Raw genomic sequence first — 15670 nt, forward strand, 5'->3', positions numbered from 1 at the left:
TGTTTAAATTGTGTCAAGCTTTAGCCTTGGTTAGGAAGGAACTGCTTCGTTGCGTTTGGCAATTTCTTCGTCCACGAGAGATCTGCGCAAGATTTTACCGACCGCTGTTTTTGGAAGTTCTTTACGGAACTCGTAAATTCGCGGCACTTTAAACGCAGCGAGGTGTTCGCGGCAATGTTTATCCAATTGTTCTTCTGTAACAGTATACCCTTCTTTCAGCACAATGTATGCCTTTACCGTTTCGCCGCGGTACGGGTCCGGGATGCCGGCGACGACGCATTCCTGGATCGCTTCGTGTTCATACAGCACTTCTTCGATTTCTCTCGGATAGATATTGAAGCCCCCGGCGATGATCATGTCTTTTTTGCGGTCGACGATAAAGAACTGTCCTTCATCATCCATATAGCCAAGATCCCCGGTCAATAGCCAGCCATCGACAATTGTTGCTGCTGTAGCGTCCGGGCGGTTCCAATAGCCTTTCATCACTTGCGGCCCTTGAATGGCGATTTCACCGATCTGACCGTTTGGTACAGGATCAGTCGTTCCCGGAAGGAAGATTTCACAATCCGTATCCGGATACGGCATGCCGATCGATCCTTTCGTCCGTTCGCCCCATACGAGATTCGAATGGGTGACCGGTGAGGTTTCGGTCAGGCCATAGCCTTCGACCAGCTTGCCTCCGGTGATGCGTTCGAATTTTTCCTGCACTTCCGTCGGCAGCGGCGCGGATCCGCTCAAACAGGCTTCAATGGAAGACAGATCGTATTTCTGGATGTCGGGATGGTTCAGCAAGCCGATGTAAAGCGTCGGCGCGCCAGGGAACAAGGTCGGCTTTTGCTTGTTGATGGTTTTTAAAGCCTGCTCTGGATCGAATTTCGGCAATAGTACCATCTTATTGCCCTGCATGACAGACAAAATCAAGACAGTCGTCAATCCATACACATGGAATAAGGGGATGATGCCCATGATCGTCTCTTCCCCGCGTTTCGATTTATAGAGCCAAGCGTCGCACATCGTCGCATTGGAGATTAAATTGCGGTGCGTCAGCATGACGCCTTTTGGCGATCCGGTCGTTCCGCCGGTATATTGCAAAAGCGCCAAATCTTCTTCGAAATCAAATGGCGGCTTAGTAATTTGCGGCGAAGCTGTTTTCATGATTTCCGTAAAGAGGTGATTGATCCCCCGGTGTTCGACTTTCACCGTCATGCCGTATTGCTTTTTCTGGATGAACGGGTACACGAGGTTTTTCGGGAATGTCAGGTAATCCTTGATGCCCGTGACGATGACGTTCTCAAGATCCGTTTCTTTGATCACTTTGTTGATCCGCGGGAACAAAATATCAAGCGCAATGATTGCCTTGGCACCGGAATCTTTCATCTGGTAGGAAATTTCCCGCTCTGTATAAAGCGGGTTCGTCATGACGACGACTCCACCGGCATATAGGATCCCGTAGAAACTGATCACTGCCTGTGGACAGTTCGGCAGCATGATGGATACCCGGTCGCCTTTTTGGATGCCAAGCTTCTGAAGGTAATTGGCCATCTTCATGGCAGATTCGTACAACTCTTCATAGCTGAGGTCCTTGCCCAGGAAATGGATTGCGGTCTTTTGCGGAAAGTCTTCATAGGCTTTCGTCAAATATTCCTGTACTGGAATGCTCGGATACGTAAGCGTGTGCGGTACTTCCGGCGGATAATGGGCTAACCACGGTTTTTCGGACATACTTTCTACCTCCCCCTCTTTTATCGGAATCGTGAGAATATTCCTACTTTAAGTATAAAGAATTATGATAACGCTTTCAAACATTATTTTCCTTCGAAATGAATCCATAAAAAAAAACGGCGCACAGGCCGTTTTTAAAACACGAATAGGAAGACGATTCCTACAAGCACAAACAAGATACAAAAAACGATTAAGATTTTGATCAGGTTTTCCATTCGCTCCAACTCCTATGAAATACTGGCACCGATCACATACGACAAGCCGACTGAGATGGTCATCGAAATCAAGCCGACCGAACGGTTATCGCGCGCGATTTCTTCATCCACTTTGAACTTCGGCGTCAAGAACTCAAAAAGGATGTAGGCAAAGATCAACAACACGAACCCGAACAGCCCCCAGCCAATCATCTCAAACAGCGTCGTGTGCTGTTCAATCGAAAAGCGGAAAATATTCGTGACGCCGAAAATCTTTCCGCCCGTCGCCATCGCTACAGCCAAATTGCCGCTCTTGATTTCTTCCCAGTTCTTATATTTCGTCACGACTTCAAAGATGACCATCGCTACGATCAAGCATAAAACCACCACACTGAAATAGCCAGCCGTCTCGACAAGCGGGTGGGTCCAAAATCCTTCTTCGAACATTTACAAGCTCCCCTTCCGCCCTTACTTCAATTCAGCGACCGTCACTCCGGACCCGCCTTCACCCGCTTCGCCAAAGCGGTAGCTTTTGACGCGTGGATGTTTCTTCAAATACTGCTGCACGCCTTGCCGAAGCGCACCCGTTCCTTTGCCGTGGATGATGGATACTTGGTGGTAATTCGCCAATAAAGCATCATCCAAATATTTCTCCACGCGCGACAAGGCATCCTCATAGCGCTCACCGCGAAGGTCCAACTCCATTTTCGTGTAGCCTTCCCGGCCTTTCAAGCTGGTCATCGTGCGTGTTTCTTTTTGCTTTTCAGGTTTTGTGTAGCTGAGGTCGGATTCAGGCAGCTTCATTTTCAAGATCCCGACCTGGACGATCCATTCCGTGTCGGAAACTTTTTCGACCAAGGTCCCTTTTTGCCCGTAAGACAGCACTTTCACTTCGTCGTTCGGTTTCAAGGCGACCGGTTGGTTTTTTTTCTTCGCTTTTTTCAAGACGCGGTTTTCCGGCATGGCATTCTCCAGCCGTTTTTTCGCATCAATCAGCTGGTGCTCTTTCACGCCGGTCTGCTGTGCAAGCTGCATTTGGCGCAGTTCCTTAATGACCGCTTCCGCTTCCGCTCGCGCCTGGTCGACGATTTTGCGCGCTTTTTCTTTCGCTTTGTCTTCCAATAGCTCTTTGCGGCTGTCATATTCCGCGAGGCGTTTCGCCAAGTCTTCTTTCAGCGTCTCGGATTCTTCAAGCACAGAACGGGTTTCTTCTGCATCGCGTTCCGCCTCGCGCCGGCTCTTCTCAAGCGAGGCGATCATCGAGTCGACTTCTTTGCGGTCGGTTCCCGTGAAGCTCTTCGCATGGGAAATGATATGCTCCGGCAAGCCGAGGCGCTTGGAGATTTCGAATGCGTTGCTGCGCCCCGGCACGCCGATCAGCAACCGGTAGGTCGGGCTCAACGTCTCTACATCAAATTCGACGCTGGCATTGGCGACGCCTTCCCGGTTGTAGCCGTAAGCTTTCAGTTCCGGATAATGCGTCGTCGCGATAACGCGCGCGCCTCTGCCATGCACTTCATCGAGCAAGGAAATGGCAAGCGCCGCCCCTTCCTGCGGGTCGGTGCCGGCACCAAGTTCATCGAAAATGACAAGTGAGTTCTCATCGAATTTCTCGAGGATGTCGACGATATTGACCATATGGGAAGAGAACGTACTCAAGCTTTGCTCAATCGATTGCTCATCGCCGATATCGGCAAAGATTTGGTCGAATACGGCCAGTTCCGATCCTTCGAGGGCCGGCACGGGAAGCCCTGCCTGTGCCATCAAAGTCGACAAGCCGACCGTTTTCAAGGTGACCGTCTTGCCGCCTGTATTCGGGCCGGTGATGACAATCGCCGTGATGTCGCGGCCGAACTCGATGTCGTTCGGCACCACTTCATCTTGAGGGATAAGTGGATGGCGCGCTTTCTTCAAATTGATATATCCTTCTGTGTTCATTGCGGGCTTCGAACATTTATGGGCCTGCCCGTATTTCGCTTTCGCCAGGATCAAATCGACTTCCGCCAATACGCCGACCAAAGTGAACAGTTCATGAGCGACTTCCTGCACTTTTGCAGAAAGCATCAGCAAGATGCGGTCGATTTCTTCTCGTTCCTTCAGCTTCAGCCGGCGCACTTCATTATTCGCCTGCACGACAGCATCCGGTTCGATGAACAGCGTCTGGCCAGATGAGGATTGATCATGGACGATGCCGCCGTAATGGCTTCTGTATTCCTGCTTGACCGGGATGACGAAGCGGTCATTGCGGATGGTCACAATGGAATCAGACAACATTTTCGATGCATTGCGCCCGCGGATCAGGCTCTCGAGTTTTTCGCGCACACGGCTTTCCTGCGCACGAAGCGACTGTCGGATGCTGCGCAGTTCCGAACTGGCACTGTCAACCACCGTTCCGTTGTCATCGATGCATGCGTTGATGTCGTGTTCAAGCTGCGTCAAAATCGGCATGCTTTCCTTTTTCTCCATGAAATGGGGAATATCGATATCTTCTTCCGCGTCGATGGCTTCAAGGAAATGGCGCAAGATGCGGCTGGCACGGATGGTTGAAGAGACTTCCATCAATTCCACCGGGCTTAAACTGCCGCCGATTTGCGCGCGTTTCGCATGGGGGCGGATATCCGAAATGCCGCCCATCGGCACATTGTTCTTGATGCGCAATAATTGCGCCGCTTCATCCATTTCCTCTAACAAGCGGTTTACTTCCGCGATGTCAGTAGACGGCAGCAATTCTTTCACTAATCCTTTGCCAAGTGATGAGGTGCAGAATGCCGCCACTTCTTCGCGGATTTTATAGAATTCGAGAGTTCGTAATGCGCGCTCTGCGATCATATAAACTCCTCCTTTATCGTTTCAAGAAATCTCTTAGCTTCTCAAGCGGCCATGTATTGACCACGTTGCCTTTTTTCAGCCATGCTTTTTGTGCGTGACGGACGCCTGTCGACATAACGTCCAATCCTTCGATGGCATGGGCATCGGTATTGATGGCGACCGGCACGCCTTTTTCCTGTGCCATGACGAGCCACTCAACGGCGAGGTCGAGGCGATACGGGCTGGCATTCAATTCAACGATCTTGCCGTATTCCTTCGCCCAATCGAGAATCTGTTCAACGTCGGGATTATACCCGTCGCGTTTTCCGACGATGCGGCCGGTTGGATGCGCAATCATATGGACATAAGGGTTTTTCATCGCCGTCAAAATGCGCGCCATGATTTGGTCTTGCGGCTGCTGGAAACTTGAATGGATGCTCGCGATGACAAAGTCCATTTGCGCGAGCACGTCGTCGTCAAAATCCAAACTGCCGTCCGGCAAGATGTCCATTTCCGTTCCGGACAATACTTCGATGCCGTCGTGTCGTTTATTTGCTTCACGCAATTTCCCGTTTTGTTCAATTAAGCGCTCTGGCGTCAATCCGTTCGCGACTTTCAAGTAATGGGAATGGTCGGTGATGACCATGTATTCGTACCCGCGGTCTTGGCAGGCATTGATCATTTCATCAATCGAATGTGCCCCATCCGACCAAGTCGTGTGCATATGCAAATCACCGCGGATATCATTAACTGCGACAAGGTCCGGCAATTCATCGATGCGATCGATTTCACGGCCATCCTCTCGCACAGTCGGCGGGATGAACGGCAAATCGAAATGGGCGAAAAATGCCTCTTCTGACTCGAACGTCAATACGGAACCATCTTCCTGTTCCACGCCGTATTCGCTGATCTTCTCTTTCTTCGCTTTGGCCAATTGGCGCATGCGGACATTGTGGTCTTTCGAGCCGGTGAAGTGATGGAGCGCCGTCGCGAATTCTTTAGGTGCGACCAGGCGGAAGTCGACGTCGATCGGCTCGACCACTTCCACTGCAACAGACACTTTCGTATCCCCTGAAGCAATTGTTTCTTTTACAGGCAAGCCGGCGAGCAGCTGTTCTTTCACTTTTGCCGGTTCATCGGTCGCTACGATAAAATCGAGGTCTTTGCTCGTCTCTTTCGTTCTGCGGAAGCTTCCGGCCACCGAAAATTCCGCGACATCGGAAATTGTCGTCAACAAATTCTCGATAAATGCCACGGTTTCTTCCGTTTTCCAGATGGGGTGACGGCCCGGATCGGTTTCAAAGTTTTCCAGTTCGAGCAGGATTTTCTCCTCGGATTTCGCGCCGAACCCCGGGAGCGCCTGGACGCGCCCGTCGATGCAGGCCTGTTTCAAGGATTCCATCGAATCCACGCCGAGTTCCTTGTAGAGCTTGGCGATTTTCTTGCCGCCAAGCCCTTGCAGCTTCAGCATCGGCACAAGCCCTTTCGGCACTTCTTCCTGAAGCTCTTCAAGAACAGAAGATTTCCCTTCATTCAGCAGCTCTGTAATGACATCGCCCGTCCCTTTGCCGATGCCTTTCAGCTTCGTGACGTCTTCAATCTCATCCAAGCTGCGCTGGTCGAGTTCGAGTGCTTGGGCAGCTTTGCGGAAAGCCGATACTTTAAACGGGTTGTCCCCTTTTAATTCCATATACAACGCGATATTTTCCAAAGTACGGATAATGATTTTCTTATTCATGCGAAACAAACCTCCTTAATCGGTTCATAAAAAAACTTCCCTCGTAAGAGAGAAGTTCCTACTACATATAAATATACCACCATTCCTTCACTTTCTCAGAGAAATAAGGCGTGTGTTCGAGGATGGCGCGGGCGATCCCGGAATTTTCGATCTGGTTTTGAATCCCATCGATCGGCAATAACGCAAATACGTAGAGTCCGATGAACAACAGGATGTGCGCTTCGATGAGCCCGAGGATCGCACCGAAAATGCGGCTCAGGAAGCCGAGCACAGGGATGTATTTGATGAAATCGAACATCGATGCGATCAGTGTCAGCAAAAATTTCACAACAAAGAAAATGAGTGCGAAAGCCAACAGCTGATAAAATGTCTCGTCCAAATTCAGTTGTTCGACAGCGATCGCAAAGCGCGAGCTTTCGTCGACCGTCGGATATGGAACCCATAATACAAAGTTTTCCGATAGCGGTTTGTAATACATATAAGCGACAATAAGAGCGACGACAAAGCCGACCATGTGCAGAAACTGCAGCACCAGCCCTCGTTTGAAGCCGACCAAAATTCCCGCCAGAAGCAATACCAATAAGATTAAATCAAGCATATCCGTCAGCCCTTCAAGTTATTCAGTTCAATTTCCATTTGTTCTAGTTGCTCTTTCAGTTTAAGATATTCATGTGTCGCATTTACCGCGGTCAACACGGCTAGCTTCGCCTGGTCAAGCGATGGATTGGCGGCGTTGATCTCCCGCATCTTGCTGTCAACCATGGAAGCGACAAGCCTCATATGGCCGGATGTCTCAGTACCGAGCATCTTGTATGTATGGCCATATATATCAACGACAGTGCGAATTTTATGCTGCTCTTGCAATGCGCGTTCCCCCTTTGGAATTCTATAGACCATCATAACACGAACACAAGCGGATTGTGAATCATAAGAAAGGGGACTTCCAATGACCAACAGCGTCTTGAAACTGCCAGAAGAAGCCTTGAAACGGCTGATTGCACATTACCAAAACAAGGAAATAAACACCAAGAATCCCCATGCCCGCTTTGCTGCGAAACTGCCGGATGCGATGATTACCGTCTACACATCCGGCAAAGTGATGTTCCAAGGCGCCGGCGCTGAACGCGAAACGGCCAAATGGGGTACTGCCGACAGCATCAAAGAGAAAACGGCAACAGCGAAAGGCGATCCGTTGCCGCCCGATTTCGCCAAGCGTTCCGTGCTCGGCTCGGATGAAACCGGGACGGGCGATTTTTTCGGCCCGATCACCGTCGCTGCCTGTTTCGTTCCCGCCCAGCAGGTCGAACTCGCCAAAGAACTCGGCGTCAAGGATTCCAAGCAATTGACAGATGAGTATATGCGGAAAATTGCCCCCGACTTGAAAGCAGCGTTCACCTACAGTGTGCTGACCTTGAACAACGAGAAATACAATCAAGTGCAAGCGCAGGGCTGGTCGCAGGGCAAGATCAAGGCCTTGCTCCATAACCAGGCACTGAAGCACGTTTTGCGGAAAATGGCGCCGGAAAAACCAGAGGCTATTTTGATCGACCAATTCGCAGAGCGCGGCATCTACTATAAGCACATATCACAAGAACCGGAGATCATCCGCGAGAATGTGCTGTTTTCCACGAAAGCGGAAAACCTTCACGTATCAGTCGCCTGCGCATCGATCATTGCGCGTGTCGCCTTTCTCGAGGAAATGGACCGGCTCAGCACCGCAGCGGGCGTCTCTTTGCCAAAAGGAGCCGGGGCGATCGTTGACGAAGCGGCAGCGAAGATCCTCCTGTCCCGCGGCGAAGCCTTCCTGAAAAGCATCACGAAAGCCCATTTCGCCAATACGAAAAAAGCGCAAAACTTGGCAGCAAAGAAAAAACGCACATAAAAAAACTGTCTTGGGCTCGTCATGAGCCCAAGACAGTTTTTGCTTTTAACGGAGTTCCGCTCCAGATTCCGTGAGCGCTTTGATGATTTTCTCGTGCGCTGCGTTCACTTCTTCATCGGTCAATGTTTTCTCCGGATCGAAATACTTTAATGAAAACGCCAAGGATTTCTTGCCTTCTTCCATCCGCTCGCCTTCATACAGATCGAAAATACGGACGTCTTTCAGAAGCTTGCCGCCCGCTTTGCGGATGACGCCTTCAATCGTCTGCGCTTCCACGATTTTCGACAAGACCAACGCCACGTCGCGTGAAATCGTCGGGTAACGGGGCACTTGTGTATAGACAAGCGCTTCCGTTTCACGTGTCAGCAAGGTCGCCAAGTTCAATTCCACAACGATTGTCTCTTTCAAATCGCGTTTTTTCTGCTCAGACGGATGCAAAGCGCCAATGACGCCGATGCGCTTGCCATCGAGCAGGATGAAGGCGGTTCTGCCTGGATGCAAGCCGTCCATTTCACCGCGCTCGAATGATAATTCAAGGCCCAGTTTTTCAGCCAGCCCTTCCACGATGCCTTTTGCCACGAAAAAGTCGACGGCTTTCTTCTCCCCTTGCCAGCTGTGGTCGATCCACAACCCTGTCATGACGATTGCCAAATGTTTTTGCTCATCAAGCAGTTCATCCTGCCCTTTCAAGAACACGGATCCCGTTTCATACAAAGCTGCCGAATCGATGCGGCGTGCCGTATTGTAGGAAAGCGATTCGAGCAAATGAGGCAATAAACTTTGGCGCAAAATGCTGCGCTCTTCGCTCATCGGCATCAACAGCCGGGTCGTATCCGTCGGCTCCAGCGCAAATTGCGTCGCTGCGGATTCCGAAGTCAAGGAATAAGTCGTAGCTTGAAGTAGTCCAGCACCTTCAAGGAAATGGCGCGCAATGCGGCGTTTTGCCTGGTAAGGGCTCAATCCGCCTGGTGTGGCATCGGTGCGCGGCAAAGTTGCTGGAATCTCGTCGTAACCGTAAAGGCGTGCGATTTCTTCTACGACATCCTCTTCGATCTGGATGTCCTGTCGGCGCGTCGGCACTTCGATGATCAATTGGTTGTTGGCGGCTTCCGTATTGAATTTCAAACGGCTGAGGATATCAAGCATGTCCTCAAGGCGGATCTTCATGCCGAGACGGCTATTGATGAAGTCCGGCGAAACTTTGACGATGCGCTCTTGCTTATCAAGTTGATCGAACACGAGCGAACCGGCCAGCACTTCCCCTTCTGCAAGCTGTGCCAGCAATTGCGCAGCGCGTTCTGCAGCCGGGATGACGCGGTTCGGGTCTACGCCTTTTTCATAGCGCGAGCTCGCATCGCTTCTCAAATTATGGTCTTTCGACGTACGGCGGATCGAATCGGAAGCAAAATAAGCGGACTCAATGACGACCGTTGTCGTCTCATCGCTTACTTCTGAATTCGCCCCGCCCATGACGCCGGCAAGTGCGACAGGGTCTGTGCCGTTGGTGATGACCAATTGATGAGCAGACAATGTGCGCTCTGTGTCATCCAAGGTCGTGATCTTTTCGCCTTCTTTGGCGTGGCGCACAGTGATGTTTCCGGAACCAAGTGAATCATAGTCAAACGCATGGAGCGGCTGGCCGTATTCCATCAAAATATAGTTTGTCACGTCGACGACATTATTATGCGGGCGCACGCCAGCTGCCATCAAGCGCTGCTGCAGCCATAGCGGGGATTCCTTCACTTTGACGTTGCGCACGACTTTCGCGACATAAAGAGGGTTCGCTTCAGGCGCATCCACTTCAAGCGACAACATGCTTTCCGCACGCTCTGCCGCTTCAGCGTATTCGATTTCAGGCAAGCTTACGTCTTCTCCCAAAATCGCGCCGACTTCATACGCGACCCCAAGCATGCTCATGGCATCCGCACGGTTCGGCGTAAGGCCCAGTTCAAGGACGGTATCGTCCAAATCCAAATAAGACAGCACATCTGTGCCCGGTTCCGCTTTTTCCGGCAAGACATAGATGCCTTCTGCATAGCTTTTCGGCACCAGTTTCGTTTCGATGCCGAGCTCCTGCAGCGAGCAGATCATGCCGTTCGACACTTCCCCGCGCAGCTTCGCTTTCTTGATCTTCATGCCGCCCGGAAGTTTCGCGCCCGGACGCGCCACGATGACCGACTGGCCCTGAGCGATATTCGGAGCGCCGCAGATGATCTGGTCGATTTCCCCGCCGCCGACATCCACTTGGCAAATCGACAATTTATCGGCTTCCGGATGCTTCGCGCATTCCGTCACATAACCGACGACCAAATTGGCTAATCCTTCCGAACGGTCAATCACCGCGTCGACTTCAATTCCAGCACGCGTGATTTTCTCCCCGAGTTCTGCAGGAGGCAAATCTTGTGTATTTATATATTCTTTCAACCATTTTGTCGATACTAACATGAAAGTTCCTCCTTAAAGTTCCGTCCGTTGAAATTGCGTCAAGAAACGCACGTCGTTCGTGTAGAAATGGCGGATGTCCTCGATGCCGTATTTCAGCATCGCAATGCGCTCCGGCCCCATGCCGAATGCAAATCCTGTGAGGCGTTTCGAATCATAGCCGGCCATTTCCAAGACGTTTGGATGCACCATGCCGGCACCGAGAATTTCGATCCAGCCGGTCTTTTTGCAGACGTTGCATCCGTCGCCGCCACATTTAAAGCAAGAGATGTCCATTTCAACAGAAGGCTCCGTGAACGGGAAGAAGCTTGGGCGCAGGCGGATTTCACGGTCTTCGCCGAACATCTTCTTGGCGAACACCGACAAAGTCCCTTTCAAATCGCTCATGCGGATGTCCTCTCCGACCACAAGCCCTTCGATTTGCGTGAACTGATGCGAATGCGTCGCGTCATCGTTATCGCGGCGGTACACTTTGCCCGGGCAGATGATCTTGATCGGCTCTCCGCCTTTCGCTTCCATCGTGCGCGCTTGCACCGGTGACGTGTGTGTACGCAGCAAGATGTCTTCAGTTATATAGAAGGAATCCTGCATATCGCGTGCCGGATGGCCTTTCGGCAAATTAAGCGCTTCGAAATTATAATAATCTTTCTCGACTTCCGGGCCTTCAGCGATCTCGTAACCCATCGACAAAAACAAGTCTTCGATTTCTTCGACAACCCGCGTCAACGGATGCGGATTGCCTGTTTTCGCCGGACGCCCCGGCAAGGAGATATCGATTGTTTCGCTTTGCAGTTTTTCGTTGATCGCCTGTTCTTCCAACAGGACCATGCGTGCATCAAGTGATTCTGTCACTTCCGCACGCACTTCGTTTGCAAGCGCGCCCATTTTCGGTCGCTCTTCCGCCGGCAATTTGCCCATGCCTTTCAAGACATCGGTGATCGGCCCTTTTTTCCCTAAATACGCGACACGCACGTCCGTCAATTCCTTGACCGTATGCGCCGCTTGGATTTTCTCCAAAGCTTCATTTTTCAATTCCTGCAATCTTGCTTCCATTTTCTCTCCTCCTTGAACATAAAAAAGCCCCGCCCCCAAAAAGGGACGAGGCATTGATTCGCGGTACCACCCTAGTTATCGCACGCATGCGATCACTTCATTGAATAACGGCTCATCACCGGCCAGACTTTACGGCACTTAGCCGGTCCCCGTCTAGCAGCTCGCGGGGTGAACTTCCGGAGTTCCTGCATATCCGCGCTTTCAGTCGAGGGCGGACTTCCTAGGATGCAGGGGGACTACGTACTTTTCCCGGTCAACGCTTGTTTATTTCTCTTCTATTATAATGAACTTTCGCCTGTTAATCAAATACCAGTTTTCGGAACGAGGCTGTACAACAGAATTCCAGTCGCTACAGCTACGTTCAGTGATTCAGCCGGGCCGTATAGTGGCACCATCAGATTCTGGTCGGTCTGCTCGAGCAGCTGCGGCTCGACGCCGCTTCCTTCATTTCCAACGATAAGCGCGAAACGCTCTTTCGACTCCGCTTCGTACATCGGCACCGATTGGTACAGCGCCGTCCCATAAACCGGGACGTCTCGGCTCTTCAAGCGTTCGACCCAGTCGAACAAATCGCCTTTGACGATCGGCACCTGGAAATGGGCGCCTTGCGCCGAGCGCACCGTTTTCGGATTGTACGCATCCGCCGAACCTTTTCCGAGAACGACAGCGTCGATTCCGGCAGCTGCCGCGGTGCGGATCATCGTCCCGACATTGCCCGGGTCCTGTACAGCGTCGATCAAGAGCAGTGTCTGCCATTGCTCTTGCATAGAGTCGCCATACTCTGGTTGTGCGCAATGAGCGAAAATGCCTTGCGTATGCTCGGTTTCCGCAATCTCTTTCGCAATCTGTGCCGTCACCACGTAAAGCGTGAGGCCCTCGATATCCCAAGCATCCGGAATTTCCGTGCCTTCGCGAACGATCAAGCCTTTGATCCCGTCTTTCTTATTCAACGCCTCTTCCGTCAAATGAAAGCCTTCGATGAGAAATTCCCCGAATTTATCGCGCTCTTTACGGGTCGTGCTCAGTTTCTTCCAGTGTTTGACGAGCGAGTTCTGCAATGATTCAATTCGTTTCATAATACGTTCACCACTTTTTTCAGAATAGCTCCAGTATAGCATAGGGCCGTTTTACGCAGTAAAGAAATCAAAGCCAAGTGCTGTCAAAATCCCGAACGCCAGCGTCCAGACCCCGATGCTGATGACCATCCAGACGGTCGTATTGCGCTTTGTTGCCCCAAGTGTCATGCCAATGAACGCTGCGATATGCGTGCCGATCAAGATTGGCCCTAAAAGTGATAGCCCCGGCAGCCCGTATTTATTCCAGATGCGCACCGCGCGTTCGTTTTTCTTCGATGGCTCTTTGCCTTTCGCTTCCTGGCGCTTGTCGTACCAGATGCGGAATTTGTCGAAGCCGATAATGAGCAGCATCACTGTCAGCATATTGCCGACGAAAGCCGTGATCATAACCCAGACCGGCGACAAGCCCCAAACAATGCCAAGCGGGATGACGAGCGCGATTTCAAACCACGGAATCGCCGCCCCGATGAAAATCAATGCGTATTCATATATCATTCAGCTGCCTCCTTCAGATGCCTGCGCATCTCCATATAGTAAATCAGGTTCTGGCCGAAAGCGACCGCAAGGATCCCCCAGACGATCAAAAGTCTCGGAATTGGGAAAAGCATCACGATCAATGCGAAGAACGGCAACGTCCACGTGATGAATGTATACACTTTTTGCACCGCTTTTCTTGTGATATAAGTCATTCCCTCATCTTGTTCCATGTATTCAGGAGGGCGCATCGAAAATGGGGAAATTTTCTTGCCCGGATTTTTCCGGTTATAAGATTGCAGCGCAAACAAATAAATCGTGATCAAGACCAAATATGCAATCAGTGCCGCGAACAGCAAGAACCCTTCCAACGCTTGTGCTTGGATGCTCAAGCTCGACTCGGTCTTGGTGACATTGACGAAGCTTGAAGTGAATCCGACTGCCATTACGGCCAGTATCAAAATAAACGCCATATTCCAAAGCGGATACGTCATGCGAAAATCCTGTTTCATCTTTACTCCTCCTCCAACCAAAATAAATCGCCTACTTCCACTTGCAAGGCCTTTGCGAGCTTCAAAGCCAATGTAATCGACGGTGAAAATTCGCCTTTCTCGATGAACGCAATCGTCTGCCGTGTCACATCCACTTGCTTGCCCAACTCGCTTTGTGTGTACCCGTAGCGCGCCCGCAGCTCTTTCACCCGGTTTTTTAGCATCCGCTTCATCCTTTCCATAAGAATGTTAGGTTTGTATAACATAATGTACACTAAACTTAACATTTTATCAAGTAACTCCATTGCAGAAGCAATTATTTAATTGAGGAATTTCGACATGCTTGCGGAATATGGATGATTCTTTGCCGAATGCATTAGGTTATTAGGGAAATTCGTTGAGTTGTTTGCGGAATACTATTCATTGTTTGCGGAATACATCGTTTTATTTGCATAACCCCATAAAAGCTTTTCACATTTCGTGAAAAGCTAGTCTTTTTTCTTTATAGAGTATGTCCGGTTGCGCAAAGCGCCAGCAGACTCTAACTCATATGCAGCCAACAGACGGGAAGTAACATAAGGCGATTCGAGCTTGCAAAATTTCCGGAGCTGCCTATTGCTAAGATGTGTATTAATCAGCGAAAAATATTCCTGGATTGTATGTCGAAAAGCGAGCGGATCCACCGCCTGGCAGTTGGCACAAACCCATCCTTTCTTATGTTTCCGCGTCATGTTAAGACTTTTACAGCTTTTGCAGAAGATGCCCATAAGCAGTTCGGTTTCTTCTATTGAATATAAATGACACAACGGTTTCCTCTCATAAGGGGCCCGAGATTGCTCGAGGAGTTTCTGGATTTCCGATAAATCGTAAGGGGTGTGTTTTAAGGGGAATTCCTGAATGATGTGGAATAAATAATCGACCAATTGGTAAGTTTTGCAGATGTGATGGTGCTCTGGCTTAGCTAGAAATTCACAATGTTTAGCTGTAAACACGACAATACCCGAAATGGGCAAATCGATTTTCTGCTGTTTGAAAAACAAGGTCAAGAAACGAATATGCTTGTTCAACTGGGTTGTCGGATCGTCCATTATCGTTTTTACGCCTTCTGTATTGGTCCTTGAAAATTCGCCGGTTTTATCATCAAAATAAAGTTGGCCGCTAATATTTTTCGATTCAATGACAATCGCCCCGCGCTCCGTCAATAACAATCCGTCCATTTGGATTTTCCATTGCCCTCTCGACAAGCAGACATTTTTCAAAAACCGGTACTGCTCCTCTGTCTCGAATTCAATCAGCTTCCGGTACAGCCTCTCTTCGCCTCTTTTTCCGGCAGTCGCTTTGAAAATTTCAGCTTGGATAAATTCCCGGCGCGAATGATTGCCAGGCAATCGATACAACAGCCTCTCCAACGATTCTTTTTCAGGTAATAACGTTATTTCTATTTTGCCCATTGAACACCTCCTAATATGATAGTTGAAGTATAGCACACCTCTTTCACCGGGAATTGGTACCTACGGGCTTTTGCAGTCATTTTGTTTGCGCAACGGTTAAAGTTCTTTGCGAAACCCTATGATTTATTCGCGCTATCCCTCTGATTGTTTGCCAATCAGCTTATTTTATTTGCGGAATAAAAACGTTATTTTGCCGATTCGGCTTCGTCTTTCAACCAACAAAAAACCCCTCCGCAAAAGTAGACTGACATATCGATTTGAGACAACCATAAAACACCTTCATTAGGCTGCTTGCGCCCCGAACTCTCGGGGTGACAAGTAGCCTAATTTTGTTAGAAT

The 15670-nt window shown here is 50.1% G+C and carries 14 protein-coding genes and 1 other annotated feature; of the genes, 1 reads left to right on the plus strand and 13 read right to left on the minus strand.

The window, feature by feature from the left end; all coding sequences use genetic code 11:
- Positions 1–30 precede the first annotated feature (30 nt).
- From AB9R92_RS05600 to zapA, 6 genes are all read right to left on the minus strand, one after another.
- Positions 31–1722 (minus strand): AMP-binding protein, encoded by a 1692-nt coding sequence (locus tag AB9R92_RS05600; protein WP_370668495.1) that lies wholly within the window; start codon positions 1720–1722, stop codon positions 31–33.
- Between the two features lie 227 nt (positions 1723–1949).
- On the minus strand, positions 1950–2363 hold the full coding sequence (locus AB9R92_RS05605; protein ID WP_058381048.1) for a DUF350 domain-containing protein: 414 nt from the start codon (positions 2361–2363) through the stop codon (positions 1950–1952).
- A 21-nt stretch (positions 2364–2384) separates the two neighbouring features.
- Positions 2385–4745 carry an endonuclease MutS2 gene (locus tag AB9R92_RS05610; RefSeq protein ID WP_370668496.1) on the minus strand — a complete coding sequence of 787 codons (2361 nt, stop codon included), beginning with the start codon at positions 4743–4745 and terminating at the stop codon, positions 2385–2387.
- A 13-nt stretch (positions 4746–4758) separates the two neighbouring features.
- On the minus strand, positions 4759–6462 hold the full coding sequence (polX, locus tag AB9R92_RS05615; protein WP_370668497.1) for a DNA polymerase/3'-5' exonuclease PolX: 1704 nt from the start codon (positions 6460–6462) through the stop codon (positions 4759–4761).
- Positions 6463–6523: 61 nt separating this feature from the next.
- Entirely contained in the window at positions 6524–7060 is a 537-nt protein-coding gene (locus AB9R92_RS05620; protein ID WP_370668498.1) for a CvpA family protein, read from the minus strand.
- Positions 7061–7065: 5 nt separating this feature from the next.
- Positions 7066–7326: a cell division protein ZapA gene (gene zapA, locus AB9R92_RS05625; protein ID WP_058381052.1), complete on the minus strand. Its 261-nt coding sequence runs from the start codon at positions 7324–7326 to the stop codon at positions 7066–7068.
- An 82-nt stretch (positions 7327–7408) separates the two neighbouring features.
- Here zapA and rnhC point away from each other — a divergent pair, with 82 nt between their 5' ends.
- Positions 7409–8344: a ribonuclease HIII gene (gene rnhC / locus AB9R92_RS05630; protein ID WP_370668499.1), complete on the plus strand. Its 936-nt coding sequence runs from the start codon at positions 7409–7411 to the stop codon at positions 8342–8344.
- 45 nt (positions 8345–8389) lie between these two features.
- Here the strand turns inward: rnhC and pheT are convergent, their stop codons facing one another.
- From pheT to AB9R92_RS05665, 7 genes are all read right to left on the minus strand, one after another.
- Positions 8390–10789 (minus strand): phenylalanine--tRNA ligase subunit beta, encoded by a 2400-nt coding sequence (gene pheT, locus AB9R92_RS05635; protein WP_370668500.1) that lies wholly within the window; start codon positions 10787–10789, stop codon positions 8390–8392.
- 12 nt (positions 10790–10801) lie between these two features.
- A complete protein-coding gene (gene pheS / locus AB9R92_RS05640) occupies positions 10802–11839 on the minus strand; it encodes a phenylalanine--tRNA ligase subunit alpha (protein ID WP_370668501.1) in 1038 nt (345 codons plus the stop codon).
- A 38-nt stretch (positions 11840–11877) separates the two neighbouring features.
- Positions 11878–12105 (minus strand) — a binding site (T-box leader).
- A gap of 36 nt (positions 12106–12141) precedes the next feature.
- A complete protein-coding gene (locus AB9R92_RS05645; RefSeq protein WP_370668502.1) occupies positions 12142–12915 on the minus strand; it encodes a TrmH family RNA methyltransferase in 774 nt (257 codons plus the stop codon).
- Positions 12916–12966: 51 nt separating this feature from the next.
- Positions 12967–13410, minus strand: coding sequence for a small multi-drug export protein (locus tag AB9R92_RS05650; protein WP_370668503.1), 444 nt, complete (start codon positions 13408–13410; stop codon positions 12967–12969).
- On the minus strand, positions 13407–13901 hold the full coding sequence (locus AB9R92_RS05655) for a hypothetical protein (RefSeq protein ID WP_370668504.1): 495 nt from the start codon (positions 13899–13901) through the stop codon (positions 13407–13409). Before AB9R92_RS05655 ends, AB9R92_RS05650 begins: the two co-directional genes overlap by 4 nt.
- A gap of 2 nt (positions 13902–13903) precedes the next feature.
- Positions 13904–14104 (minus strand): helix-turn-helix transcriptional regulator, encoded by a 201-nt coding sequence (locus AB9R92_RS05660; protein ID WP_370668505.1) that lies wholly within the window; start codon positions 14102–14104, stop codon positions 13904–13906.
- A 264-nt stretch (positions 14105–14368) separates the two neighbouring features.
- Entirely contained in the window at positions 14369–15367 is a 999-nt protein-coding gene (locus tag AB9R92_RS05665; RefSeq protein WP_370668506.1) for a nuclease-related domain-containing protein, read from the minus strand.
- Positions 15368–15670 lie beyond the last annotated feature (303 nt).

It is taken from the genome of Planococcus sp. SSTMD024 (assembly GCF_041320495.1).
GTDB lineage: Bacteria > Bacillota > Bacilli > Bacillales_A > Planococcaceae > Planococcus.

Excerpts from the sequence above, each read along its gene's own strand:
- AB9R92_RS05645 (WP_370668502.1), bottom strand. The coding sequence starts at position 12,915 with ATGAAACGAATTGAATCATTGCAGAACTCGCTCGTCAAACACTGGAAG.
- AB9R92_RS05660 (WP_370668505.1), bottom strand. The coding sequence starts at position 14,104 with ATGCTAAAAAACCGGGTGAAAGAGCTGCGGGCGCGCTACGGGTACACA.
- AB9R92_RS05620 (WP_370668498.1), bottom strand. The coding sequence starts at position 7,060 with ATGCTTGATTTAATCTTATTGGTATTGCTTCTGGCGGGAATTTTGGTC.
- AB9R92_RS05605 (WP_058381048.1), bottom strand. The coding sequence starts at position 2,363 with ATGTTCGAAGAAGGATTTTGGACCCACCCGCTTGTCGAGACGGCTGGC.
- rnhC (WP_370668499.1), top strand. The coding sequence starts at position 7,409 with ATGACCAACAGCGTCTTGAAACTGCCAGAAGAAGCCTTGAAACGGCTG.
- AB9R92_RS05610 (WP_370668496.1), bottom strand. The coding sequence starts at position 4,745 with ATGATCGCAGAGCGCGCATTACGAACTCTCGAATTCTATAAAATCCGC.
- pheT (WP_370668500.1), bottom strand. The coding sequence starts at position 10,789 with ATGTTAGTATCGACAAAATGGTTGAAAGAATATATAAATACACAAGAT.
- AB9R92_RS05650 (WP_370668503.1), bottom strand. The coding sequence starts at position 13,410 with ATGATATATGAATACGCATTGATTTTCATCGGGGCGGCGATTCCGTGG.
- AB9R92_RS05655 (WP_370668504.1), bottom strand. The coding sequence starts at position 13,901 with ATGAAACAGGATTTTCGCATGACGTATCCGCTTTGGAATATGGCGTTT.
- polX (WP_370668497.1), bottom strand. The coding sequence starts at position 6,462 with ATGAATAAGAAAATCATTATCCGTACTTTGGAAAATATCGCGTTGTAT.
- AB9R92_RS05600 (WP_370668495.1), bottom strand. The coding sequence starts at position 1,722 with ATGTCCGAAAAACCGTGGTTAGCCCATTATCCGCCGGAAGTACCGCAC.
- pheS (WP_370668501.1), bottom strand. The coding sequence starts at position 11,839 with ATGGAAGCAAGATTGCAGGAATTGAAAAATGAAGCTTTGGAGAAAATC.